General features: G+C 33.9%; 21 protein-coding genes and 1 riboswitch. Of the genes, 16 read left to right on the top strand and 5 right to left on the bottom strand.

Annotation, left to right across the window (positions count from 1 at the left end; translation table 11 throughout):
• The coding region (locus QZZ51_RS10235; protein WP_366511967.1) for a Type 1 glutamine amidotransferase-like domain-containing protein at window positions 1–181 on the bottom strand (181 nt) is incomplete at its 3' end.
• Window positions 181–795, bottom strand: coding sequence for a deoxynucleoside kinase (locus tag QZZ51_RS10230; RefSeq protein WP_291869269.1), 615 nt, complete (start codon window positions 793–795; stop codon window positions 181–183). The genes QZZ51_RS10235 and QZZ51_RS10230, both read right to left, overlap by 1 nt.
• A gap of 551 nt (window positions 796–1,346) precedes the next feature.
• Between QZZ51_RS10230 and metK the strand changes: the two genes are divergently transcribed.
• From metK to QZZ51_RS10205, 5 genes are all read left to right on the top strand, one after another.
• Complete coding sequence (metK, locus tag QZZ51_RS10225; RefSeq protein ID WP_291869271.1) at window positions 1,347–2,603, top strand: methionine adenosyltransferase; 1,257 nt, start codon at window positions 1,347–1,349, stop codon at window positions 2,601–2,603.
• 88 nt (window positions 2,604–2,691) lie between these two features.
• Entirely contained in the window at window positions 2,692–4,611 is a 1,920-nt protein-coding gene (locus QZZ51_RS10220; RefSeq protein ID WP_291869267.1) for a CocE/NonD family hydrolase, read from the top strand.
• 108 nt (window positions 4,612–4,719) lie between these two features.
• Window positions 4,720–4,838, top strand: a riboswitch (SAM riboswitch).
• 130 nt (window positions 4,839–4,968) lie between these two features.
• Window positions 4,969–6,246: an O-acetylhomoserine aminocarboxypropyltransferase/cysteine synthase gene (locus QZZ51_RS10215; RefSeq protein ID WP_291869265.1), complete on the top strand. Its 1,278-nt coding sequence runs from the start codon at window positions 4,969–4,971 to the stop codon at window positions 6,244–6,246.
• A 28-nt stretch (window positions 6,247–6,274) separates the two neighbouring features.
• On the top strand, window positions 6,275–9,658 hold the full coding sequence (gene thrA / locus QZZ51_RS10210; RefSeq protein WP_291869263.1) for a bifunctional aspartate kinase/homoserine dehydrogenase I: 3,384 nt from the start codon (window positions 6,275–6,277) through the stop codon (window positions 9,656–9,658).
• A gap of 67 nt (window positions 9,659–9,725) precedes the next feature.
• Window positions 9,726–10,895 carry an aminotransferase class I/II-fold pyridoxal phosphate-dependent enzyme gene (locus tag QZZ51_RS10205; protein WP_291869261.1) on the top strand — a complete coding sequence of 390 codons (1,170 nt, stop codon included), beginning with the start codon at window positions 9,726–9,728 and terminating at the stop codon, window positions 10,893–10,895.
• Window positions 10,896–10,911: 16 nt separating this feature from the next.
• Here QZZ51_RS10205 and QZZ51_RS10200 read toward each other — a convergent pair whose 3' ends face one another.
• Both QZZ51_RS10200 and QZZ51_RS10195 read right to left on the bottom strand, forming a co-directional pair.
• Window positions 10,912–12,066, bottom strand: a complete 1,155-nt coding sequence (locus QZZ51_RS10200) for a serine hydrolase domain-containing protein (protein WP_291869259.1) — start codon at window positions 12,064–12,066, stop codon at window positions 10,912–10,914.
• Window positions 12,067–12,072: 6 nt separating this feature from the next.
• Window positions 12,073–12,657: a hypothetical protein gene (locus QZZ51_RS10195; RefSeq protein ID WP_291869258.1), complete on the bottom strand. Its 585-nt coding sequence runs from the start codon at window positions 12,655–12,657 to the stop codon at window positions 12,073–12,075.
• A 177-nt stretch (window positions 12,658–12,834) separates the two neighbouring features.
• On the opposite strand from QZZ51_RS10195, the gene QZZ51_RS10190 reads away from it, so the two are divergent.
• From QZZ51_RS10190 to QZZ51_RS10145, 10 genes are all read left to right on the top strand, one after another.
• Window positions 12,835–13,245, top strand: coding sequence for an Rrf2 family transcriptional regulator (locus tag QZZ51_RS10190; RefSeq protein ID WP_291869256.1), 411 nt, complete (start codon window positions 12,835–12,837; stop codon window positions 13,243–13,245).
• A gap of 220 nt (window positions 13,246–13,465) precedes the next feature.
• A complete protein-coding gene (locus QZZ51_RS10185; RefSeq protein ID WP_291869254.1) occupies window positions 13,466–13,729 on the top strand; it encodes a DUF2061 domain-containing protein in 264 nt (87 codons plus the stop codon).
• Between the two features lie 14 nt (window positions 13,730–13,743).
• Window positions 13,744–14,367, top strand: coding sequence for a phosphoadenosine phosphosulfate reductase family protein (locus QZZ51_RS10180; RefSeq protein WP_291869252.1), 624 nt, complete (start codon window positions 13,744–13,746; stop codon window positions 14,365–14,367).
• A 12-nt stretch (window positions 14,368–14,379) separates the two neighbouring features.
• The gene (gene cysD / locus QZZ51_RS10175) at window positions 14,380–15,279 is read left to right on the top strand and encodes a sulfate adenylyltransferase subunit CysD (RefSeq protein WP_291869250.1); all 900 of its coding nucleotides are present in this window, start codon (window positions 14,380–14,382) and stop codon (window positions 15,277–15,279) included.
• Window positions 15,280–15,395: 116 nt separating this feature from the next.
• Window positions 15,396–16,646, top strand: coding sequence for a GTP-binding protein (locus QZZ51_RS10170; RefSeq protein ID WP_291869247.1), 1,251 nt, complete (start codon window positions 15,396–15,398; stop codon window positions 16,644–16,646).
• A 77-nt stretch (window positions 16,647–16,723) separates the two neighbouring features.
• Window positions 16,724–18,814, top strand: coding sequence for a nitrite reductase (locus QZZ51_RS10165; protein WP_291869244.1), 2,091 nt, complete (start codon window positions 16,724–16,726; stop codon window positions 18,812–18,814).
• A 4-nt stretch (window positions 18,815–18,818) separates the two neighbouring features.
• Window positions 18,819–19,607, top strand: coding sequence for a uroporphyrinogen-III C-methyltransferase (cobA, locus tag QZZ51_RS10160; RefSeq protein ID WP_291869242.1), 789 nt, complete (start codon window positions 18,819–18,821; stop codon window positions 19,605–19,607).
• 6 nt (window positions 19,608–19,613) lie between these two features.
• Window positions 19,614–20,675 (top strand): NAD(P)/FAD-dependent oxidoreductase, encoded by a 1,062-nt coding sequence (locus QZZ51_RS10155; RefSeq protein ID WP_291869240.1) that lies wholly within the window; start codon window positions 19,614–19,616, stop codon window positions 20,673–20,675.
• 144 nt (window positions 20,676–20,819) lie between these two features.
• Window positions 20,820–21,209 (top strand): DUF805 domain-containing protein, encoded by a 390-nt coding sequence (locus QZZ51_RS10150; RefSeq protein ID WP_291869238.1) that lies wholly within the window; start codon window positions 20,820–20,822, stop codon window positions 21,207–21,209.
• Between the two features lie 74 nt (window positions 21,210–21,283).
• Window positions 21,284–21,679 (top strand): DUF805 domain-containing protein, encoded by a 396-nt coding sequence (locus QZZ51_RS10145; protein WP_291869236.1) that lies wholly within the window; start codon window positions 21,284–21,286, stop codon window positions 21,677–21,679.
• Between the two features lie 9 nt (window positions 21,680–21,688).
• On the opposite strand, the gene QZZ51_RS10140 is transcribed toward QZZ51_RS10145, so the two are convergent.
• A complete protein-coding gene (locus QZZ51_RS10140; RefSeq protein WP_291869234.1) occupies window positions 21,689–22,447 on the bottom strand; it encodes an RDD family protein in 759 nt (252 codons plus the stop codon).
• A gap of 22 nt (window positions 22,448–22,469) precedes the next feature.
• Here QZZ51_RS10140 and QZZ51_RS10135 point away from each other — a divergent pair.
• A partial coding sequence (locus tag QZZ51_RS10135) for a stage II sporulation protein M (protein WP_291869232.1) occupies window positions 22,470–23,417 on the top strand: 948 nt, incomplete at its 3' end.

Here is a 23,417-nt window from a genome sequence, read left to right as displayed (position 1 = left end):
TTTTGAACCCTTTTTTTGCTATAACTGTGTATTCCTCATAAGAAATACCGCTTGGTCTAGCATATGGTATAAAAAGAACCGTATCAGTGTCTTTAAATAATTCTTTAAGAGAATCTAAAAGATAATCTAAATATGTACCATTATGTATGGTAGATGTGCTTGCGAGGATACAATTAGTCATTAAAATAAACCATTAATTTCAGCATCTATTTTGTTGATGATGGTTCCTAAATCTTCTGGCTCATCCACAAAATCTAAATTATCTACATCAACAATCAGTAATTTGCCTTTGTTGTACTTGTGCGCCCATGCCTCATAGCGTTCATTTAAACGACTTAAATAGTCAATAGAAATACTATTCTCGTAATCTCTACCACGTTTATGAATTTGGCTAACCAAATTAGGAATAGAACTTCTTAGGTAAATAAGTAAATCTGGTGGTTGTACAAGGGTTTCCATTAGCTCAAAAAGACTAGAGTAGTTCTTAAAATCTCTGTTAGTCATTAAGCCCATTGCATGTAAGTTGGGAGCAAAAATATGTGCATCTTCATAAATAGTACGATCTTGAATAATGCTTTTGCCACTTTCTCTAATTTCAAGAATCTGCCTGTATCTACTATTTAAAAAATAGATTTGCAAGTTAAAACTCCAACGTTCCATTTGGTTATAAAAATCATCTAAATATGGGTTGTCTGCTACCTCTTCAAAATGAGGTTCCCATTGGTAATGTTTGGCTAATAATCTGGTTAAAGTTGTTTTTCCTGCGCCAATATTTCCTGCGATAGCAATATGCATTTTTTAGATGTTTTTATGGTTAGATTTCTACTGAAAAAATAATGCACGACAATATACAAGATAACAATAGCATGATAAAATCTTTAGGACATTATCCGATGAAAAAAATATTTTCAATGCTCAATTAAGCCTTTATGCTATAAAGAAATTTAATTTTTAGAAAAATTAGAGGAAAGAATGAAAAAATATTTACTTTTTAGTGCTTTATTATTTATCCTTTTGGTTTCTTCCTTTGTATAAAACTTTAAAGGAAAAGTAGCTTAGAGGTTTATGAAAAAAAACGAATTAATATGCTTATCGTTTAAAAGCATTTTGTTGTTTTTTATAAGACGCTTTTTCTTTTTTAGATTATTGTTTCAATTATTTTAATAGAATCTATTTTGACATATTTCTGAATAGCCCTACTTTTGTATCTTCAATCTACGAGGAAAGATTTGACTGCTTGCAACCTCTAAAAAATGCTAAAACAGATTTTAATGCTCCCGATTTCTGGGGTGTTTTATCTATTAGTATTTGGTTTTGTAGCATTTCTTCCTTTTAAAAATAGTATTATGTCTTATTTGTTTACATCAGAATCTGTCAGTGAAGGTCATCCAGATAAAGTAGCAGACCAAATTAGTGATGCGTTATTAGATAACTTTTTAGCTTTTGATCCCGAAAGTAAAGTGGCTTGCGAAACTCTTGTTACAACGGGGCAAGTAGTGCTAGCCGGAGAGGTAAAGAGTAACACCTATCTAGATGTGCAGAACATTGCTAGAGAGGTCATAAATAGAATAGGGTATACAAAAGGAGAATACCAATTTAGTGGAGATTCTTGTGGTGTAATATCTCTTATCCACGAACAATCGCAAGATATTAATCAAGGAGTAGATAGGGGAGAAAAAGAGCAGCAAGGGGCAGGGGATCAAGGAATGATGTTTGGTTATGCGACTAAAGAAACGGAAAATTTTATGCCGTTGGCGTTAGATATATCGCATAAAATTCTTCAGGTTTTAGCCGAGTTAAGAAGAGAGAATAAAGAAATTAAGTACTTAAGGCCAGATGCTAAATCGCAAGTTACTATAGAGTATTCCGATGCTAATGTGCCCCAACGTATAGATACTATAGTTGTTTCTACGCAGCATGATTCTTTTAATGTTGATGATGAAGCAATGCTTGCAAAAATTAAAGAAGATTTAGTTTCTATTTTAATGCCTAGAGTTAAGGCACAATTGCCAGTAGATATCCAGACCTTGTTTGATGATAAAATCACATATCATATAAACCCAACAGGCAAATTTGTAATAGGAGGGCCACATGGCGATACAGGTTTAACAGGACGCAAGATAATTGTAGATACCTATGGAGGAAAAGGAGCGCATGGTGGTGGTGCTTTTAGCGGAAAAGACCCAAGTAAGGTAGATAGAAGTGCTGCTTATGCTGCAAGGCATGTAGCTAAAAATTTAGTAGCAGCAGGAGTTTCTGATGAAATATTAGTACAAGTTAGTTATGCTATTGGTGTGGTAGAACCAACCTCTATTTTCGTAGATACGTATGGAACAGCAAATGTAGATTTAACTGATGGGGCTATCGCAGAAAAAGTAGCTAAGTTGTTTGATATGCGTCCGTTTGCTATAGAAGAACGTTTAAAATTACGTAACCCTATTTATTTAGAAACTGCAGCGTATGGGCATATGGGGAAAGAGCCAAAAACTATTACTAAGATTTTTGAATCCCCATATAATGGTAGAGTAGAGAAAGAAGTAGAGTTGTTTACTTGGGAGAAATTAGATATGGTTGAGGCAGTAAAAGAAGCCTTTAGCTTATAATAAAAATATTTTTTTAAGATTATAAAAGAAGAACCTTAACGGGTTCTTTTTTGTTTTAGTAAATTTAGGCGACTAATTAATTGAAAATATGAAAAGTAAAATTTGGCTATTAATTTTAGCACTAGTTGTTGCATCTTGTAAAGAAACAATAACGCTCCCTAAGCAAGAGACTTATGTAAAAGATAATTACACAAAGCAGCAGGTTGAAATTAATATGCGAGATGGCGTAAAACTGCATACCACTATTTATACGCCAAAAGACACTTCAAAAGAATATCCAATCTTAATGCAGCGAACCCCATATAGTTCTAGACCTTATGGAGAAGGAGAATTTAAAAAAAATATAAGCCCTAATATTCACTTAATGAAAGAGGGTAATATTGTGGTGTATCAAGATGTTCGTGGTCGTTGGTTGAGCGAAGGTTCTTATGAAAATATGCGAGCGTATATTCCCAATAAAAAAACAGATAAAGATATAGATGAAAGTTCTGATACTTATGATACTATTGAGTGGTTGGTAAATAACGTAGAGCACAATAACGGCAAGGTGGGTATTTGGGGAATTTCTTATCCTGGATACTATTCAACCTATGCTACTGTAGATGCCCACCCAGCTTTAAAAGCTGCTTCGCCACAAGCATGTATTGGCGATTTCTTTTTCGATGACTTTCATCATAACGGCGCGTATATGCTGAGTTATTTTAGAGCAACATCACTTTTTGGTACTAAAAGGCCTAATGGAGACCAGCCAATTGATACGGCTTGGTATTCGTTACCAAAATTACCTTCGGAAGATCAGTACCAGTTCTTTTTAGATGCTGGACCATTAAAGAATTTAAATTCGTTTTTTCAATACGGAACAGAGGATACTCCTAGAATGGGAACAGGTGATATGGTAGATGATTTCTTTTGGAATGAGTTAAAAGAACACCCTAATTACGATGCACTTTGGAAGAGTAGAGGGCTAATTCAGCATTTAAAAGATGTGAAATCTAGTGTAGCAACCATGGTAGTTGGTGGTTGGTTTGATGCCGAGGATTTATACGGGCCATTAGAAACTTATAAGAATATAGAAAAATATAATAAAGAGAATTACAATACCATTGTTTTTGGCCCTTGGGACCATGGCGCATGGGCTCGTAGAAGAGGAAAAAATATAGTGGGTAATTATTATTTTGGAGACTCTATTTCGGAATTTTTTCAAGAGAAAATAGAAACAAAATTTTTTAATCATTTCCTAAAAGGAAAAGGAGATCATAATAGCGGTTTGCCAGAAGCTTATGTGTTCGATTCTGGGCGTAAAGATTGGAAGACTTATGATAGTTGGCCTCCAAAAGGAGTACAGAAACAAGAATTTTTCTTATCAGATCAGCAAGTTTTAAGTGTAGAAAAGGGAGTTGAAAAAGAAGTGAAATTTATTAGTGATGTTAATAAGCCAGTGCCATATTCCGAAGATGTAAAATCGGTTTTTACACCAAGAAAATATATGACAGATGACCAGCGTTTTGCTGCTCGTCGTTCCGATGTATTGGTGTATGAAACAGAGATCCTGGAACAAGATGTAACACTTGCAGGAGATATTTTAGCAAAATTAAAAGTTGCCACTACAGGAACTTCTGCAGATTGGATTGTAAAAGTGATTGATGTTCATCCCGCAGATGAGCCTAGTCATGAAGATATGCAAAAGCATTTAAAAATGAGCAATTACCATATGATGGTTCGTAGTGAAGTGCTTCGTGGAAGGTTTAGGAATAGTTTTACAAATCCAGAGCCATTTACACCAAATAAAAAAACAGAGGTAAATATTAAGTTGCAAGATGTTTTTCATACCATAAAAAAGGGACATAAGTTGCAAGTACAGGTTCAAAGTACATGGTTTCCACTTATAGATTTAAATCCGCAGACGTATGTAGATAATATTTTTAAAGCAGAAGAAGAAGATTTTAAAACGCAGACACATACCGTTTTTACAGACTCTAGCATTGAATTTTCGGTGCTAAAGCCATAGTCGAGATTATTAAATAAAAGAGCTAATTTGTTTTTTTATTAAAAAAAGTAGGAGAATTAAATTTTCCGAGTATATATTTGTAGTTCAAAAGTTCAAACACGTATTGAATTGTTATCAAGAAAGGTGGAGGGATTAGACCCTTTGAAACCTTAGCAACCCTTTGTTATGCAAAGAAGGTGCTAAATTCTACCAGAAAATCAAGTTATGATTTTTAAGGCAGATAACGAAATAAGCTATTTTTATGTAGCAACTTTCCAATTTCTTTTTAACTCTTTGATTTTCCTAAATGCAAAAGGTCGGCATTTTTTGGGGTTTGAGTTTTTTAATTAATGTAACAACTATTAAAAAATCAAAATCATGAGTAATCAAAAATTTTCTACAAACGCATTACATGCTGGGCATGACACCACACAAACAGCAGGGACTAGGGCAGTACCTATTTACCAAACATCTTCTTATGTTTTTAAGGATACAGATCATGCAGCAAATTTATTTGCGTTAAAAGAGTTGGGATTTATTTATACACGTTTAAATAACCCAACTAACGAAATACTACAAAATAGATTAGCAGCTGTAGAAGGTGGTGTTGGTGCTGTAGTTTTTGCATCAGGTACTTCGGCTATTTCTACAGGTTTGTTAACCTTGTTAAAGGCAGGAGATCATATTGTAGCTTCTAGCAGTTTGTACGGAGGTACTTTTAATTTGTTAAATGTTACGTTACCACGATTAGGTATTACTACAACTTTTGTAGACGCATCGGATCCGGATAGTTTTGGAAAAGCGGTACAAGATAATACCAGAGCATTTTTTGTAGAATCTTTAGGAAATCCAAAATTAGATGTGTTAGATTTAAAAGGAATTTCTAAACAAGCAAAAGTGGCACAGGTTCCTTTTATAGTCGATAATACAGTAGCTTCTCCTGCATTGTTAAACCCAATTAAGCACGGAGCAAATCTTGTAATTCACTCTCTTACTAAATATATCGGAGGGCAAGGAACTTCTTTAGGAGGAGCAATAATTGATGCTGGGACTTTTGATTGGACAAATGGAAAATTCCCTGAGTTTACGGAGCCTTGTGCAGGGTACCACGGATTAGTATATAGTGAAGCTTTAGGAGCAGCAGCATTTACTTTTAAATTAATTTTAGAAGGGTTGCGCGATTTTGGTGGAGCACTAAGTCCATATAACGCATTTCAGATTATTCAAGGTTTAGAAACATTGAACGTAAGAATAAAACAGCACAGTGTTAATGCTTTAGAATTGGCAACTTGGTTAGAGGGTAGAGAAGAGGTAGCTTGGGTAAATTATCCAGGATTAAAAAGCAGTAAGTATTACGATTTAGCAAAAGAATACCTTCCAAAAGGACAAAGTGGATTGGTAACTTTTGGTGTTAAAGGCGGGTTCGAAGCGGCTAAAAAAGTAACCGATGCTACCAATATATTTTCTTTACTTGCTAATATAGGAGATACAAAATCATTAATAATTCACCCGGCCAGTACTACGCACCAACAGTTAACGGTAGAACAGCAAGCAGATGCCGGAGTGGGCCAAGATTTAATACGTTTGTCTGTAGGCTTAGAAGATATTTCAGATTTAAAAGCTGATTTAGAACAAGCTTTTGCCGCAGTAAACTAAAGAGTTTAATTAAGTAATAAAATACCAGATGTTACATCTTACTATTGATAATTATAAAACCTATAGCGGTGTGTTTCAAGACATATCGCTATCGTATCAACTATTTGGGCAACCATTGCATAGTGCGCCAATAGTATTGGTAAACCATGCTTTAACCGGTAATTCTAATGTCACAGGAAAAGATGGCTGGTGGTCTTCTGTTGTTGGGGAAGGAAAATGTATAGATACTAGTAGATATACTATTTTGGCTTTTAATGTTCCTGGAAATGGGTACGATGGTTTTGTAATAGAAAATTACAAAGATTTTATAGCGAGAGATGTAGCAAACATTTTTTTGCTAGGGCTTAAAGCTCTTAAGGTTACTAATTTATTCGCAATCATTGGTGGTTCCATGGGTGGTGGTATTGCTTGGGAAATGGCAGCATTAAATCCTAATTTAACAGAGCATCTAATTCCCGTAGCGTCCGATTGGAAATCTACAGATTGGTTAATAGGTAATTGCCAAATACAAGAACAGTTTTTAATCAATTCAAAGCAACCTGTACATGATGCTCGTATGCATGCAATGTTGTGTTATAGAACGCCAGAATCTTTTAATGAGCGTTTTAAACGCAGTACCAATGAAGAATTACAGGTTTTTAATGTAGAAAGTTGGTTAACGCATCATGGGGAGAAACTAAAAGAACGTTTTCAGTTGTCTGCATATAAATTAATGAATCAGATTCTTAAAACTATAGATATAACCAGAGGTAGAGAAGAGGCCTTTACAGTTTTGCAAAATAGTGAGACCAATATTCATATTATTGGGGTAGATTCTGATTTGTTTTTTACGGCCAAAGAAAATAGAGAAACATTTAAGCAGATAGCTCAAGCAAATAGTAATGTTACCTACGGAGAAATTCAATCTTTACATGGGCATGATGCTTTTTTGCTAGAGTTTGACCAAATGCAAAAATTGTTAAATAATATTTTTAATGCGGATGAAGATATATCTAAAATTAAGGTATTAAAATTTGGAGGTAAATCTTTAAGTAATGGAGAAGGCTTGGGGTATGTTTTAAATATTATTTCTAATAAGGTAGATAAAGGAGAAAAGATAGCAGTTGTGCTTTCTGCAAGAGAAAAAGCTACAGATAAATTAGAGCTTATATTGGATAAAGCTGCTGCGGGGAAGAGTTATGCAAAAGATTTTGAAGCTTTTGAAAAATACCAAACACACACGTATAAAAACGTAAACCTTTCTAAAGAGTTTGCGGGTTTATTTCAATTGTATGAGGGTGTTGCTTTGTTGGGAGATTACAGTGCAAAAATTAAGGATCAGGTTTTAGCCTATGGCGAGTTAATTTCGGCCAAACTTATTACAAAATTGTTAATAGGAAAAGGGGTAAAAGCACAATTGATGGATTCTAGAGACCTCATTAAAACAGACGAAAATTATGGAGACGCCAGTGTTTTAGAAACTGTTTCTAAAGAAAATGTGGTAAGAGAATTTGCTTTGCTTCCGAAAGGAACAGTATCTGTATTTACAGGTTTTATCGCGGCTACTTTAAAAGGAGAAACTACTACTTTAGGAAGAAATGGCAGTAATTATTCTGCGGCTTTATTAGCTAATTTTTTAGATGCCGGAGAACTTCAAAACTATACGCACGTAGATGGTATTTTTACAGCGAACCCAGATTTTGTGGAAGATGCTAAACGAATTTCAGAACTTTCGTATGGTGAGGCTAATGAATTAGCAAACTTTGGAGCCACTATTTTACATGCTAAAACCATTATTCCGCTAATAGAAAAGAATATTCCTTTACGTATTTTAAATACATTTAAGAGCGATAATGAAGGAACCTTAATAAGTGCAAAGACTAGTAAAGAAGGGATAAAATCTATTTCCGTAATAGAGAAAGTTGCCTTAATAAATTTAGAAGGGAGAGGTTTGCTGGGTAAAGTCGGTGTAGATGCTCGTATTTTTAAAGCCTTAGGAGATAGTAATATTAGTGTTAGTATTGTTTCGCAAGGTTCTTCTGAAAGAGGTATTGGTTTGGTGGTAGATGCAGACATAGCGCAAAAAGCAAAGCAAGCTTTAGATAGGGAGTTTACACATGATTACACCTCTAAAGATGTAAATAGAATTACTGTGGTTGGTGATGTTTCTGTGATTTCTATTGTTGGGCAAGATTTAAGTACATTCCATAAACCATACAATTCTTTAATAAAGAACCAGATTATTCCATTATTGTTTAACAATACGGTTACAGGGAAGAATGTGAGTTTGGTGGTTAAAAAAACCGATTTGCATAAAGCTTTAAATGTTATGCACGGGCAGATATTTGGGATAAGTAAAAAGGTTAATATAGCAGTTTTTGGGCATGGAAATGTGGGAGGGACTTTAATTGATCAAATATTAAAATCTGCCAAAAATATTGAAAAACGTAAAGGATTAGATCTTAGAGTATTTGCTGTCGCAAATTCTAAAAAAACACTTTTAAATAAGAAAGGAGTTTCTAAAAACTGGGAATCTTTAATTAATGAAAAAGGGGAAGACTATACAATTAATACCATTTTCGATTTTGCGAAGAGGCATCATTTAGAAAATTTAATTGTAGTAGATAATACGGCTAGTGAAAATTTTGTGGCTAAGTATTTCGATTTTGTAGAGAATGGATTCGATATCGTTTCATCAAACAAAATAGCCAATACCTTAGGTTTTGATTATTACCAATTACTAAGAGAAGAATTAATTAAGAACCAAAAGCAGTATTTGTATGAGACTAATGTAGGGGCAGGGTTACCTTTAATAGATACCATTAAGTTGTTACATTTATCTGGAGAAAATATCACCAGAATTAAAGGTGTTTTTTCGGGTTCTTTAAGTTATATATTTAATACTTTTTCAGAGGTGAATGTTCCTTTTTCTGCTATTTTAAAAGATGCCATGAAAAAAGGGTTTACAGAGCCAGACCCTAGAGAAGATTTATCTGGAAATGATGTGGGTAGAAAATTATTGATTTTAGCTAGGGAGTTAGAGTTGTGTAATGAATTTTCGGATGTTAAAATTCAGAACCTTATTCCAGAATTATTGCAAAGTGGAGATACCAGTCATTTTCTAGATAATCTTGCTATGTTAGATGATACCTTTAATGAAATAAAAAAGAACCAAAAACCAGATCATGTATTGCGTTATGTAGGGGATTTGCATGGAAACCTTCAGGAAGAAAAAGGAATTTTAGATGTAAAACTGGTTTCTGTTCCTAAAGAAAGTGCCTTAGGGCAGATAAAAGGGTCGGACTCTATTATTGAGATTTATACAGAATCTTATGGAGAAAATCCATTGGTTATTCAAGGAGCAGGAGCTGGCGCAGCTGTTACAGCAAGAGGAGTTTTCGGAGATATATTAAGAATTGTAGAAAAGAATTAATTTCGACTACGCTCAATTACCAAGAGTTAAATTACTGGTAGCTGAGCGTAGCTGAAGCCAAATAATAATGAGAGACATGAAAAAGTTTGAAACAGAGGCTATAAGAACACAAACAGAACGTTCTCAATTCTTAGAACATTCTACGCCAATGTACCTTACGTCTAGTTTTGTGTTTGAAGATGCAGAGGATATGCGAGCGTCATTTGCGGAAGAAAAAGAGCGTAATATTTATTCTAGATATTCTAACCCTACCTCCAACGAATTTATTGAAAAGGTTTGTAAGATGGAAGGAGCAGAAAGCGGATTTGCTTTTGCATCTGGTATGGCGGCTGTATTTTCTACCCTAGCAGCATTAGTAGATTCTGGAGATCATATTCTTTCGGCACGGAGCATATTTGGTTCTACGCACACATTGTTCACTAAATTTTTGCCAAAATGGGGAGTAAGCAGTAGTTATTTTCCTATTGATGATTTAGATGCGGCAGAGAAAATGATTACACCCCAAACTAAAATTATATATGCAGAATCGCCAACTAACCCAGGGGTAGATGTGCTAGATTTAGAGAGATTAGGGGGAATAGCTAAAAAACACGGACTTATTTTTATAGTAGATAACTGTTTTGCTAGCCCATATTTACAACAACCAATAAAATTTGGAGCCGATTTGGTAATACATTCTGGAACCAAGTTAATGGATGGGCAAGGAAGAGTTTTGGCAGGAGTAACTGTTGGTAGTGCAGATTTGGTAGACAAAGTATATCGTTTTGCAAGAATTACAGGGCCGGCATTGTCACCTTTTAATGCTTGGGTTTTAACCAAGAGTTTAGAGACCTTGGCAATACGCGTAGATCGTCATTGTGAAAACGCATTGAAGTTGGCAGAATTTTTAGAAGGGCACCCTAAGGTAGGTTGGGTAAAATACCCTTTCTTAAAATCGCACCCTATGTATGCGATCGCTAAAAAGCAAATGAAAGCAGGGGGTTGTGTAGTTGCTTTTGAAGTAAAAGGAGGAATAGAAGCAGGTAAAGAGTTTTTTGATAGTATAAAAATGTTATCTCTATCTGCCAATCTTGGGGACTCTAGAAGTATTGTAACGCACCCAGCATCAACAACACATAGTAAACTCACTGTAGAGGAACGTTTAGAATCTGGTATTACGGATGGTTCTGTACGTGTTTCTGTTGGTTTGGAGCATATAGAAGATATTATTGCAGATATTAAGCAGGCGCTGAGGTAAAATCTATTCTGATTTTTTATTCAGAAAGTAGTTGTAGTAATTCTGAAATAAAAGCTTCTCTTCCTTCGAAATTAATTGAACTTTTGTTAAATAGTAAAGTTACTGCTGTTTGATTTTCTAGATTGATTAGTATTTCTGAGTGGAAACCTGCTGTTAAGCCATCATGTCGAAGAAAGGTTTCATCTGGTAAATTGGTAGCTTCATATTCAAACCAACCTAGGCAATTTTGTCTTTTTCCATAGTCATCAGTTTCATATTCTTTGAAGTAGGCTTCATGAGTCAATCGAATAGCATCACCAAGTTGTGTTTCTGGTGGGTTGATATTTGCCTGCGCATAAATTAATAAATCTGAAGCTGTAGATTTAATTACACCAGCACCATCTAATGCATTCAATGTTTTCCAATAGTCCGTTTCTTTGCCTCTATAATTGTAACCAGTTGCCCAGTATTCAGCGTTAGTATCTTCAAAATAAGCGGTGGTATTTGTTAGTCCTATAGGTAGGGTAAGTTCTTGTTCAAGTACCTTACCGAAATCAATTTCATAATTCCGTTCTAAAATAGTACCTGCAATTCCCATACCTACATTAGAATATAAAAATTGAGTAAAGGGGTCGGCGTGTAGTCTTGCATTTTCTATATATGAATATAGCAGACGTTTGTCATATGATGCAAATTCTTTGCCAGCATTTTTAGAATTATTAAAGTTGTTGGGCATACGGCCTAAACCAGAAGTATGTGTTAGTAAATGTTTAAAATTCACCTCAATACCATTTCTATTTAAGGTGGGTAAATCTTCTGGTAAATAGGATCTTAGGCTTGTTTCAATGTCCAATCCTTGTTGCAATAGCATGTTAACTGTTAAAATTGAGGTAAAGGTTTTAGAAATAGAACCAATTTCATAAAACGTATTTTGATTAGGAATAATACCACTTCCTTTTTTTGTTTCGCCGTAGCCATAAAAGTGAGTTTCACCATTCTTTAAAACCCCAATAGAGAGACCTATTGTATTTAAATTGTCTTTGTGGTTGTTGTAGATGTCGTCAATAGCAATATCGATATCTGATGATAAATTGTTATTCGTTAGTTCTGCAGGTATATCCTCTTTTACCGAACATGAGTAAGCTATCAAATAAGTAATTATTAGAACAGTATAGTTTTTAATTTTCCTCATCTACTTTTAAAATTTACATATAATTCCTAAAGAAAAACTCGGAGAAAAGCCCTCGGTTATTCTTGAATATTTACCTCCGTCTAATTTTATTAATTTGTAACCAAGAACTGGCGCAATGGATACCGATTTTATTCTGAAAACATCATAACTGTATTGTAGTCCTATTGAGGGGCCGAAATTACTTTTTAAATTTTTCTGTTCTACAGGTTCATTTTGGGCATTATATTCAAACCGATCATATAAGAATTTAGTTAGAATATAGTTTACGCCAAGATTTACCCTAATATTCGAACGTTTAGTTGGCTCGAATCGATATTGGGCGCCTAGACCCAAAATGTAACGGTTTTCCGTATCTATTGAATTAAAAAAGCCTAAAGAGGGGTTGTATGCAAAATAATGCTTGCCTTTGCTGTAGAAATCTCTGGTATAAGAAATAGTGCTGCCAACATCTAATCCGTCATAAAGGTCTATTACATAGATATCTAGAAATGCACCAATTGTAGTTGTTTTTTTAGAATTAAGAACATCATTGGTTTGAGCATTAATTAATTGAGATGTACATAGGAATACTAATATTTTCAAAAATTTCATAAGCAATTAGTCTATCCTTTAGTTTTAATAGAATGGTGTCATCATTGAAGTAAACTTGGTACTTTTGGTAATGATTGATTTTAATAGCAATGCGAATGTAATCTTAGATTAAGTTTGTTTTACATAAGGTTTTCATAATTAAAAATTAAAAAGTGTTAAATTCATTATCTTAGCCTAATGCTATCTAAAAAAACAAAATACGGACTAAAAGCGCTCACTTTTTTGGCAGCTCAAAAGGACAGAGTTCCCGTGCAAATTGCTGAAATAGCTAAACAAGAAAATATTTCTCAAAAGTTTTTGGAAAGCATTTTACTTACCTTAAAAAAGAATGGATTCTTAGGTTCTAAGAAAGGAAAAGGAGGAGGATATTATTTACTTAAAGAGCCAGAAGATATTTTAATGACCAATGTAATGCGCGTATTAGAAGGTCCTATTGCAATGGTGCCTTGTGTAAGTCTTAATTTCTACGAAAAATGTGAAGATTGCCCAAACGAGCACAAATGTTCTGTTAACAAGTTAATGCTACAAATAAGAGATAGTACGTTGCAAGTATACCGTAATAATACCTTGGCAGATATCCTTAAGTAACCCATTTATATAGACTTACCTTTATTTTAATAATATTTTATTTTTGGATTTTGGGCTTTTTGAGTTCATTATTCTTAATTTTTTCTGTAATTTTTTATTAATCTATTAAATCTATAGGGTAAAAGTAATATTGAAGAATTATTAACGTCTTAGATTCAAATATAATATTACTTTTGCTTATCCTATTAAATCAATAGGGTAATAGAAAAATAATAATTTAATGATTGCTGATCAGTTGATTTTAGATAAAAATGCCACTAAAAGTAAGTTTGATGATGATAAGAAATCAGAAAAACCTATTCGTAGTATAGCAAAAGCATTAAGTTGGAGAGTTATAGGTACGTTAGATACCTTAATTGTTTCCTACATCTTAACAGGGGAAATAGTAATTGCAGCTTCTATTGCATCTGTAGATTTTTTAACTAAAATGGTGTTGTATTTTTTCCATGAGCGTATTTGGAATGGGATAAAATGGGGTAAATAATAAGAATAAGTATAATGAAATATACAGAAGAAATAATAGTAGAGTGGAATAAAAAGTTCGCAGAAGCATCCCCTGGAGAGATTGTTTCTTGGGCTTTAGAGCAGGCAGAAAATGCGGTGGTTACTACTAATTTTAGACCGTATGAGGTTAATATTTTGCACGCGGTAACTAAAGTGAATAGAGGCACTAAGGTTATTTGGTGCGATACAGGTTATAACACACCAAATACCTATAAGCATGCAGAGGAATTAATAGCAACTTTAGGCTTAAATATACATTTATATGTGCCTAAGCAAACCTCTTCGCATAGAGATGCGGTTATGGGAATACCTGGAATAGAAGACCCAAATCATGCAATTTTTACGGAGCAAGTAAAATTAGAGCCATTTGGTAGAGCTATGCAAGAGCATAAACCAGATGTTTGGTTTACGAATTTAAGAAAAGGACAAACAGCACTACGTAATACCTTAGATATTTTTAGTGTAAGTAAAGCCGGAGTATTAAAAGTAAGTCCGTTTTATCATTGGGAAGATACACAGTTAGATGCGTATTTAAGAGAACATAATTTGCCAAACGAGCATAAATATTTTGACCCAACAAAAGTATTAGAAAATAGAGAGTGTGGTTTGCACACTTAAAAATATAAGAAGATGAAAGATACATCACATGTTAATGCATTAGAAAATGAAGCCATTTATATTTTTAGAGAAGTGGCCGCTCAATTCGAGAAACCAGTATTGTTATTCTCTGGAGGAAAAGATTCTATCACCTTAGTGCGTTTGGCACAAAAAGCATTTTGGCCGGCTAAAATTCCTTTTCCCTTAATGCATATAGATACAGGACATAATTTCCCAGAAACTATTGAATTTAGAGATAGATTGGTAAAGGAGCTTGGGTTAGAACTTATTGTTCGTAACGTACAAGATTCTATTGATCAAGGAAAAGTAAAGGAAGAAACAGGAAGGTATTCTAGTAGAAACTCTTTGCAAACGACAACACTTTTAGATGCTATTGAAGAATTTAAATTCGATGCTTGTATTGGAGGAGCACGTAGAGATGAAGAAAAAGCAAGAGCAAAAGAACGTATTTTTTCTGTACGAGATGATTTTGGACAATGGGATGAAAAAAACCAGAGACCAGAATTGTTCGATATGTTGAACGGACAAATAGAACTAGGACAAAACGTTCGTGTTTTTCCAATTTCTAATTGGACAGAATTAGACGTTTGGTCTTACATTGAAAAAGAAGAGATAGAAATTCCATCTATTTATTTTGCGCACAAAAGGAAAATATTTTTAAGAGATGGATTAATCTGGTCGCATTCCGATTATGTGTATCAAGAAGAAGATGAAGAAGTAATAGAGCGTATGGTTCGTTTTAGAACGGTGGGCGATATGAGTTGTACCGCAGCAGTATTTTCAGAAGCTTCAGATATATCATCCGTAGTACAAGAAATTAGAGATTCTACAATTTCGGAAAGAGGTGCTCGTATCGATGATAAAAGGTCCGAAGCAGCAATGGAGAAACGGAAGCAACAAGGGTATTTCTAAAATTTGCAGAAGCAAATTTTGCCTTTAGCTTTTGGCTAATAGCCTTTAGCAAAAATAAAAAAATAATATTAAAAGAGCTAAATGCCAAGAGCAAATAGCCAACAGTTAATAAAAGAATGGAAGTACTAAAAATAGCAACCGCAGGTAGTGTAGATGATGGGAAAAGCACCTTAATTGGGAGAATACTATACGATACAAAATCATTAACAACAGATAAGTTAGAAGCTATTGAAAAAACCAGTAAGCAAAAAGGGTATGATTATTTAGATTTTTCTTTAGCAACAGATGGTTTAGTAGCAGAAAGAGAGCAAGGAATAACTATAGATGTTGCTCATATATATTTTTCCACAGCGAAAAAAAGTTACATTATTGCAGATACTCCTGGTCATGTAGAATATACCCGTAACATGGTAACAGGTGCTTCAACATCGCAAGCAGCAATTATTTTAATAGATGCTCGTAAAGGGGTTATAGAGCAAACAAATCGTCATTTTTTCATCAATAATTTACTTCGTGTTAAGGAAGTAGTTGTTGCAATAAATAAAATGGATTTGGTAGATTATTCAGAAGAAACTTATAATGCTATTAAAGCAGATTTTGAGGAGCTAATGAGTAAAAGAGATTACGAAAATCAGAATATTACATTTATTCCGGTAAGCGCACTTAAAGGAGATAATGTTGTAAATACTACAGATAAGATGCCTTGGTATAAAGGCGGAACTATATTAGAGCATTTAGAAGCTTTGGATTTAGCAGCTGTTTCTAATGCCGGTACACCAAGATTTCCAGTACAATATGTAATTCGTCCTAAGACAGATGAATTTCATGATTTTAGAGGATTTGCAGGGAAGGTTTATGGAGGAGAATTAAGTGTAGGAGATGCCGTTGTTGCATTACCATCGCAAACCAAATCAAAAATTAAGGACATTTATTTTAATGATAAAAAATTCCAAACAGCATCTAGAAGATCTTCGGTTACTATAACTTTAGAAGATGAGATAAATGTTAGTAGAGGAGATATGTTAGTAAAAGCAGATGATTTACCAACTATAGACAAACAATTTACAGCAACAATTTCTTGGATGGATTCGCAGAAATTAGCGGCCGGCAATAAATATGTAATTCAACATGGTGTAAATAAAGTATTGGCTAAAGTAGATTGTGTTCATCATAGGATTAATCCAGACTATTCCGGAATAGATGAGAGTATAGATGCTCTTGGAATGAATGATATTGCCAAAGTAACTTTTAAATTAAACAAGCCAATTTTCTTTGATGCTTTTAAAAATCATAGAACTAACGGTTCCTTTATTTTAATAGATAGTCAATCGAATAACACGGTAGGCGCAGGCTTTATTCAAGAGTAAATAACAACAAGGTAACAACTCCAAAGACCCATATTTTGAGTTCTTCCCGAAAGGGAGGTTAGGAGGGGCGCACAATAATGCAAAGTTTTAGATCAGAAATTGAGAATCCAGTTGTAGAAAAAGACATTATCGATTTAGCCAATAAAATCGAAATGTTTCATAATGGAAAGTTAGATGAGGAAAAATTCCGAAGCCTACGTTTAGCACGTGGTGTTTATGGTCAACGCCAGGAAGGCGTACAAATGATACGTATTAAATTACCTTATGGTAAAGTTACTTCAGAGCAATTAAGACGAATTTCGGATGTTTCTGAAGAGTACTCTACGGGGCGCTTGCATATAACTACACGCCAAGATATTCAGATTCACTATGTAGATTTAAATAGAACGCCAGAGTTATGGGCAGAGCTAGAAAAATCAGACATAACTTTGAGAGAAGCCTGTGGTAACGCGGTACGTAACGTTACGGCTAGTGAAACTGCAGGTATTGATATGGATGAACCTTTTGATGTTTCTCCTTATGCACAAGCAATTTTTGAATATTTCCTTAGAAACCCAATCAGTCAAGAGTTAGGGCGTAAATTCAAAGTTTCATTCTCTGCTACCGATGCAGATACGGGACTTTCTTATATGCATGATTTAGGTTTTATAGCTAAAATAGAAAATGGAGTAAGAGGCTTTAAAGTTATGTTAGGTGGTGGTTTAGGCTCGCAACCGCGTCATGCAGATGAGCTATATTCTTTTTTGCCTTCAGATAAAATAATTCCTTTAATGGATGGTGTTGTTCGTGTTTTTGATAGATACGGAGAACGTAAAAGTAGAGCTAAAGCACGTTTAAAATTTTTATTAAAAGATATTGGTTTAGATGGCTTTAAAGAATTACTAGAGCAAGAACAAAAAGCAGTTCCTGTACAGAGCTTTAAGATAGATGCCGATGCGTATCCAGCATATAAGATTGCAAATGTAGAAGCTCCTGCTGTAGAAATAGCGAACCAAAAAGTATTTGAAGAGTGGAAGTCTACGAACATAATCCCTCAAAAACAAAAAGGCTATGTAGCTATTGGTGTTAAAGTTCTTTTAGGAGATTTCTATATAGATAAAGCACGCCAGTTAGCAGATTTAGTAGAAAAATACGCAGCCGATGAGGTTCGTTTTTCATTACGTCAAAATTTTATAATTCCGTTTGTAAAAGAAGAATTAGTTCCTTTTTTCTATACAGAATTAGAAAAATTAGGCTTTGTAGAAGCTGGTTATAATAAGGCAATAGATATTACGGCATGCCCGGGTACAGATACTTGTAATTTAGGTATTTCGAGCAGTACGGGTATAGCAGAAGAGTTAGAAAGAGTAATGAAAGCAGAATATCCAGACTATATTAATAATCCAGATGTGGTTATTAAAATTAGTGGATGTATGAATGCTTGTGGGCAGCATAATATGGCAAATATTGGCTTTCAAGGCATGTCTGTTAGAACAAAAAATAAATTAGTAGCACCAGCATTACAAGTTTTGTTGGGCGGTGGTAATATTGGTGATGGAGAAGGCAGATTTGCAGATAAAGTAGTAAAAATACCAAGTAAAAGAGGACCAGAAGCATTGCGTTTAATTCTGAATGATTTTGAAGCTAATGGAAACGGAGCATCTTTTGCAGATTATTATGTGGATAAAGGAGAGCATTACTTCTACGACTTTCTAAAACATTTAACGGCTGTAGATAATTTAACAGCAGAAGATTTTATTGACTGGGGAAACTCAGAAGAATATGTAAAGGCAATTGGTGTAGGAGAATGTGCAGGTGTAGTTATAGATTTAATTGCCACGCTTTTGTTTGATAGTAAGGAAAAAATAGAAACTGCAGAAGTAGCTTTGGAAGATAGTAAATGGGCAGCGAGTATTTACTATTCTTATTCTTCTATGGTTAATACCGCGAAGGCAATATTAACTTCAGAAAATGTAAAAACAAACACACATATAGGAATCATAAAAGATTTTGATAAAACCTTTGTGGCATCCGATAGAATAGATTTAGCAACTTCTTTTGATGAATTAGTATTGCAATTAAATAAGCAAGATCCAACACAAGATTTTGCGATAAAGTACTTACAAGATGCAAAAGATTTTTTAAAAGCGATTGAAGCTTTTAGAGAAAAAGAATTGGCGCAAGTGTAATAGGATGGATACACAAAGTAAAACATATAATAACTATCCTAGCGGACTTTTAACTGTAGTTGGTGCTGGTCCTGGTGATGTAGATTTGCTAACCATCAAAGGAGCAAAAGCATTACAAGATGCAGATGTTGTTTTGTATGATGCTTTGGTAGATATAAAGTTGTTGGAATATGCTCCCAATGCAGAACATATTTTTGTCGGAAAAAGGAGAGGTTGTTATTCGTATCAACAAGACCAGATAAATGAGCTTATTGTTAGTAGAGCTAAAAGTCATGGGAAAGTAGTTCGATTAAAAGGAGGAGATCCTTTTGTTTTTGGTCGTGGAGCAGAGGAAATGGAATATGCTGCAAAACATGGAGTGGAGGTAGCTGTAGTGCCAGGTATTTCTTCATCGGTTTCTGTTCCAGCATCGCAAAATATTCCAGTTACAAAAAGAGGTTCTTCAGAGAGTTTTTGGGTAATTACAGGAACTACGAAAAATCATGTCTTATCGGAAGATGTTGCCTTAGCTGCCAAATCTAGTGCAACGGTGATTATTTTAATGGGAATGAGTAAACTGCTAGAAATAGTATCCCTTTTTAAGAAGGAAGGAAAGCCAAACTTACCAATAGCAATTATCCAAAATGGAACTCGCGAAAATGAAAAGTTAGGTATAGGTACAATAGCGAATATACTGGAGGTTGTGGTTAAAGAAGGGCTGAAAAACCCAGCAATTATTATTATAGGAGAAGTAGTAAAACATAGAGCGGCATTGAAAGAAGCTGCAAATACATATATACAAGAATTAAGTTAGATTAAAATGATAAAGACAGATATATTAATAATTGGCGCGGGGCCAACAGGTTTGTTTACCGTATTTGAAGCGGGATTATTAAAATTAAAAACACATTTAATAGATGCCCTTCCACAAACTGGAGGGCAGTGTTCGGAGATTTATCCAAAAAAACCTATTTACGATATTCCTGCATTTCCAGAAATTTTGGCCGGAGATCTAGTTAGTAATCTAATGGAGCAAATTAAGCCATTTGAGCCGGGATTTACCTTAGGAGAAAGAGCAGAAACGTTAGATAAGTTAGAAGATGGTTCTTTTGTGGTAACCACAAATAAAGGAACACAGCACAATGCACCAGTAGTTGTTATTGCAGGAGGTTTGGGTTCTTTTGAACCGAGAAAACCACCTTTACCTAATATTCAAGATTTTGAAGATAAAGGGGTGGCTTACATGATTAAGGATCCAGAAGTATACCGCGATAAAAAAGTGGTAATTGCTGGTGGTGGAGATTCTGCGTTGGATTGGTCTATTTTTCTAGCGGATATAGCTTCAGAGGTATCTTTAGTGCACCGAAGAAACGAATTTCGTGGTGCCTTAGATTCCGTAGAAAAAGCGGCAGAATTAGCCAAATTTGGTAAAATAAAATTATATACAGAGGCAGAAATAAAAGGTTTAAACGGAGAAGATGTTTTAGAATCTGTATTGATTAAGCATAAAGATGCAGATAAAGAAGATACTATTTTAGAAGTAGATAATTTTATTCCATTATTCGGTTTGTCTCCAAAACTTGGCCCAATTGGGGGTTGGGGGTTAGAGATTGAAAAAAATGCTATTAAAGTGAATAATGCTAAGGATTACCAAACAAATATACCAGGTGTATTTGCCATAGGCGATGTTAATACTTACGAAGGTAAATTAAAATTGATACTCTCTGGTTTTCATGAGGCGGCAGTAATGTGTCAGTATGCATACCAAATAATAAACCCTAATAAACGCTTTGTAATGAAGTATACTACCGTAGGTGGTGTAGAAGGTTCTGATGGGAGTAAAAAAGAAGCTAAAAAAGAAGTAATTCAGAGTATAGCTTAATAATAGGTTTTTTAATTAGTCATAAAAGCCTCCTTTAATCTTCAATGATGGGGAGGTTTTTTATTTAAACTAAAATTTTAATAATTTTTTAATTTTTAATACGTTTTAAATTTTTATAAATAACGATAACCTAAAAAAAAGAGTATGGAATGGTTTTTAATGGTACTTAAAAAGTACGCAGAGTTTACTGGTAGATCTAGAAGAAAAGAATATTGGATGTTCGTTCTTATTAGTACTATTATTAGTTATTTATTATATGCAGTAGATTATTTTGCCTTAGGTTTTGAAGGATATGGTATTAATACGCTGTATAGCTTAGGGGTTTTTATTCCCAGTTTAGCGGTTCTTGTCCGAAGACTACATGATGTAGGTAAGAGTGGATGGTTCTTTTTTATTATTTTAATACCGATAATTGGGGTCATTTGGTTATTGGTTGTACTATGTACTGATAGTGAAGATGGAGATAATAAATATGGTGTTAATCCGAAGAACCCGAATAGTGAGTTAAACGATATTGGGGTGTCAGAATCCTAAATAATTATACTATAAAATTAAAGAGGTGATACATTTGTTTTACCTCTTTTATGTTTCAACTAAAAATAACTCGTATGAATTGGTATGCAATGGCATTTAGTAAATATGCAGACTTTTCTGGAAGATCTAGACGAAAAGAATATTGGATGTTTAATCTTTTCAATGCTCTTATTGTTGTTGGTATAGTATTTATAGGAGCAGTATTAGGTTCGGAAGACTATGTAATGTATCCTTTGGGAATTTATGTTTTGGCAATTATAATACCTGGGCTGGCATTAACAGTTCGTAGGCTACATGATCAAGGTAAAAGTGGATGGTATATGCTTGTTCGTTGTATTCCAATTATTGGCGGCATTTGGTTTTTGGTCTTAATGTGTACAGATGGCGAATATAATTCTAACCTATATGGATTAAATCCCAAGCAACCTGTAGATAATGAAATTCAAGATATTGGTTCAGTAGAAGTATAAAAGTACCGTTTACATATTCTTTGTAAAATGGTTGTAATCCTTGAGAATGCATTTTATAAAGTTTTCGGCAGTTACATCTTCATTTGGTTTTTCATCTATTACCCCAATAATTTTTTCTTTTAAAAGTAGAATGGTTTTAAAATCATTTGTTTTTTTTGCTCTTAAAAAATTTTCTTTTATAATTCGCACATCATTATCCGATAATTTAATAACGGAAAGGTAGGTAGGCTTATAGTTGTCTGCCACTTCTTGCAATATGGTATGGCTAATATTCACTTTGTTTTTTAATGTAATTACTGCTGTTCCAGAAGCCATACCACCTAATCGTTGGTGGTTTTTAGAACTCCCTATAGAGACTAAAGCAATTACGCCAGAAAAAATATTAATATCTACAAAACGCATTACCCATCGAATAAAGAAGTCTAAAAAAGTAGCGCGGTAACCATCAATTTTTACCACTTGTATTTTTACTAATTTTTTGCCAATAGTTTGGCCTAAAAGTAAAGATTCACATACTATAGTATAGAAAAACACAGGAGCTCCCAAAACAATTATAACGGCCATAACACTCCAAGGGTCAGTGTCAAAACTTTCCTCTATCCCTATTCCTCCTGAGCTAGAAATGCTACTAAAAAGAGCAATAACGATACTTACATATGCAATTTTAATTACGAGGTCAATAAAGTATGCTAAAATACGTTCTCCTACTTCAGCAGCTGTAAAAGCTATGGTCACATTTTGAGTAGTTGTAATTTGTATTTCTGCCATTATATGATTTTATTTGTTAAGCATGAGAGAAATTGCCTTCATAAGACAAAATAAGGAAAAATGGCTAGAATTTGAAAGGGCCATTGAACAAAAAAAAGTCGATAACCCAGATGATTTGGCCAATTTATACTTGCACTTAATTAATGATTTAGCGTACGCCCAAACTTACTACAAAAAAAGTAAACTTGTAACATATCTTAATAATCTTGCAGTACGAGTTTACCAGAAAATTTATCAAACGAAAAGAGAAGAAACGAATGTATTTGTACATTTTTTTAAAGTAGAAGTCCCATTATTATTATACCAATATAGAAGATACCTTTTGTATTCTTTTTCTTTTTTCCTAGTAGCTGTTTTGGTTGGCGTAGTTTCTGCTGCTAATGATGACACTTTTGTGCGTTTAATTCTTGGAGATAGTTATGTAAATGAAACGCTACAAAATATAGAAAACGGAGATCCAGTTGCGATTTATAAAAGCGGTAGTAATTGGGGTAGTTTTATCGGCATTACTTTTAATAATTTAAAAGTGGGCTTAACTAGTTTTGCTTTTGGTGTTACTGGTGGTATAGGGACAGGCTATGTGCTATTGCAAAACGGTATAATGCTAGGTGCATTTCAATATTTCTTTGAGCAGCAAGATGTTTTTTGGAAAAGTGCCAAAGGAATTTGGATTCACGGTGCTATGGAAATTTTTGCAATTGTTATAGAAGGAGCTGCTGGTTTTCTTTTGGGAGCTAGTATTTTATTTCCTAAAACCTTCTCAAGAATGAATTCTTTTAAAAGAGGAATGCGCGATAGTATAAAAATAGTAATCAGTACTTTTCCTTTTACCATTGCAGCAGGTTTTTTAGAAGGTTTTGTTACACGTTATTCTAATACAATGCCTAATTTTTTGGCACTCTTTATAATTTTAGGAACCCTTAGTTTAATATCTTATTACTACTTAATATATCCATTTAAGGTATATAAG

It is taken from the genome of Maribacter sp. (assembly GCF_016744255.1).
In the GTDB taxonomy this organism is placed as follows: Bacteria; Bacteroidota; Bacteroidia; order Flavobacteriales; family Flavobacteriaceae; genus Maribacter_B.
This window is presented reverse-complemented; position numbering and strand designations above follow the sequence as displayed.

Bases quoted from the DNA above. Each gene is read 5' to 3' on its own strand.
- QZZ51_RS10150 (WP_291869238.1), top strand. From the start codon at position 20,820: ATGGAATGGTTTTTAATGGTACTTAAAAAGTACGCAGAGTTTACTGGT.
- QZZ51_RS10180 (WP_291869252.1), top strand. From the start codon at position 13,744: ATGAAATATACAGAAGAAATAATAGTAGAGTGGAATAAAAAGTTCGCA.
- QZZ51_RS10185 (WP_291869254.1), top strand. From the start codon at position 13,466: ATGATTGCTGATCAGTTGATTTTAGATAAAAATGCCACTAAAAGTAAG.
- QZZ51_RS10195 (WP_291869258.1), bottom strand. From the start codon at position 12,657: ATGAAATTTTTGAAAATATTAGTATTCCTATGTACATCTCAATTAATT.
- QZZ51_RS10205 (WP_291869261.1), top strand. From the start codon at position 9,726: ATGAGAGACATGAAAAAGTTTGAAACAGAGGCTATAAGAACACAAACA.
- QZZ51_RS10165 (WP_291869244.1), top strand. From the start codon at position 16,724: ATGCAAAGTTTTAGATCAGAAATTGAGAATCCAGTTGTAGAAAAAGAC.
- QZZ51_RS10230 (WP_291869269.1), bottom strand. From the start codon at position 795: ATGCATATTGCTATCGCAGGAAATATTGGCGCAGGAAAAACAACTTTA.
- QZZ51_RS10190 (WP_291869256.1), top strand. From the start codon at position 12,835: ATGCTATCTAAAAAAACAAAATACGGACTAAAAGCGCTCACTTTTTTG.
- QZZ51_RS10140 (WP_291869234.1), bottom strand. From the start codon at position 22,447: ATGGCAGAAATACAAATTACAACTACTCAAAATGTGACCATAGCTTTT.
- QZZ51_RS10155 (WP_291869240.1), top strand. From the start codon at position 19,614: ATGATAAAGACAGATATATTAATAATTGGCGCGGGGCCAACAGGTTTG.
- cobA (WP_291869242.1), top strand. From the start codon at position 18,819: ATGGATACACAAAGTAAAACATATAATAACTATCCTAGCGGACTTTTA.
- metK (WP_291869271.1), top strand. From the start codon at position 1,347: ATGTCTTATTTGTTTACATCAGAATCTGTCAGTGAAGGTCATCCAGAT.
- QZZ51_RS10220 (WP_291869267.1), top strand. From the start codon at position 2,692: ATGAAAAGTAAAATTTGGCTATTAATTTTAGCACTAGTTGTTGCATCT.
- QZZ51_RS10145 (WP_291869236.1), top strand. From the start codon at position 21,284: ATGAATTGGTATGCAATGGCATTTAGTAAATATGCAGACTTTTCTGGA.
- QZZ51_RS10170 (WP_291869247.1), top strand. From the start codon at position 15,396: ATGGAAGTACTAAAAATAGCAACCGCAGGTAGTGTAGATGATGGGAAA.
- QZZ51_RS10215 (WP_291869265.1), top strand. From the start codon at position 4,969: ATGAGTAATCAAAAATTTTCTACAAACGCATTACATGCTGGGCATGAC.
- QZZ51_RS10200 (WP_291869259.1), bottom strand. From the start codon at position 12,066: ATGAGGAAAATTAAAAACTATACTGTTCTAATAATTACTTATTTGATA.
- thrA (WP_291869263.1), top strand. From the start codon at position 6,275: ATGTTACATCTTACTATTGATAATTATAAAACCTATAGCGGTGTGTTT.
- cysD (WP_291869250.1), top strand. From the start codon at position 14,380: ATGAAAGATACATCACATGTTAATGCATTAGAAAATGAAGCCATTTAT.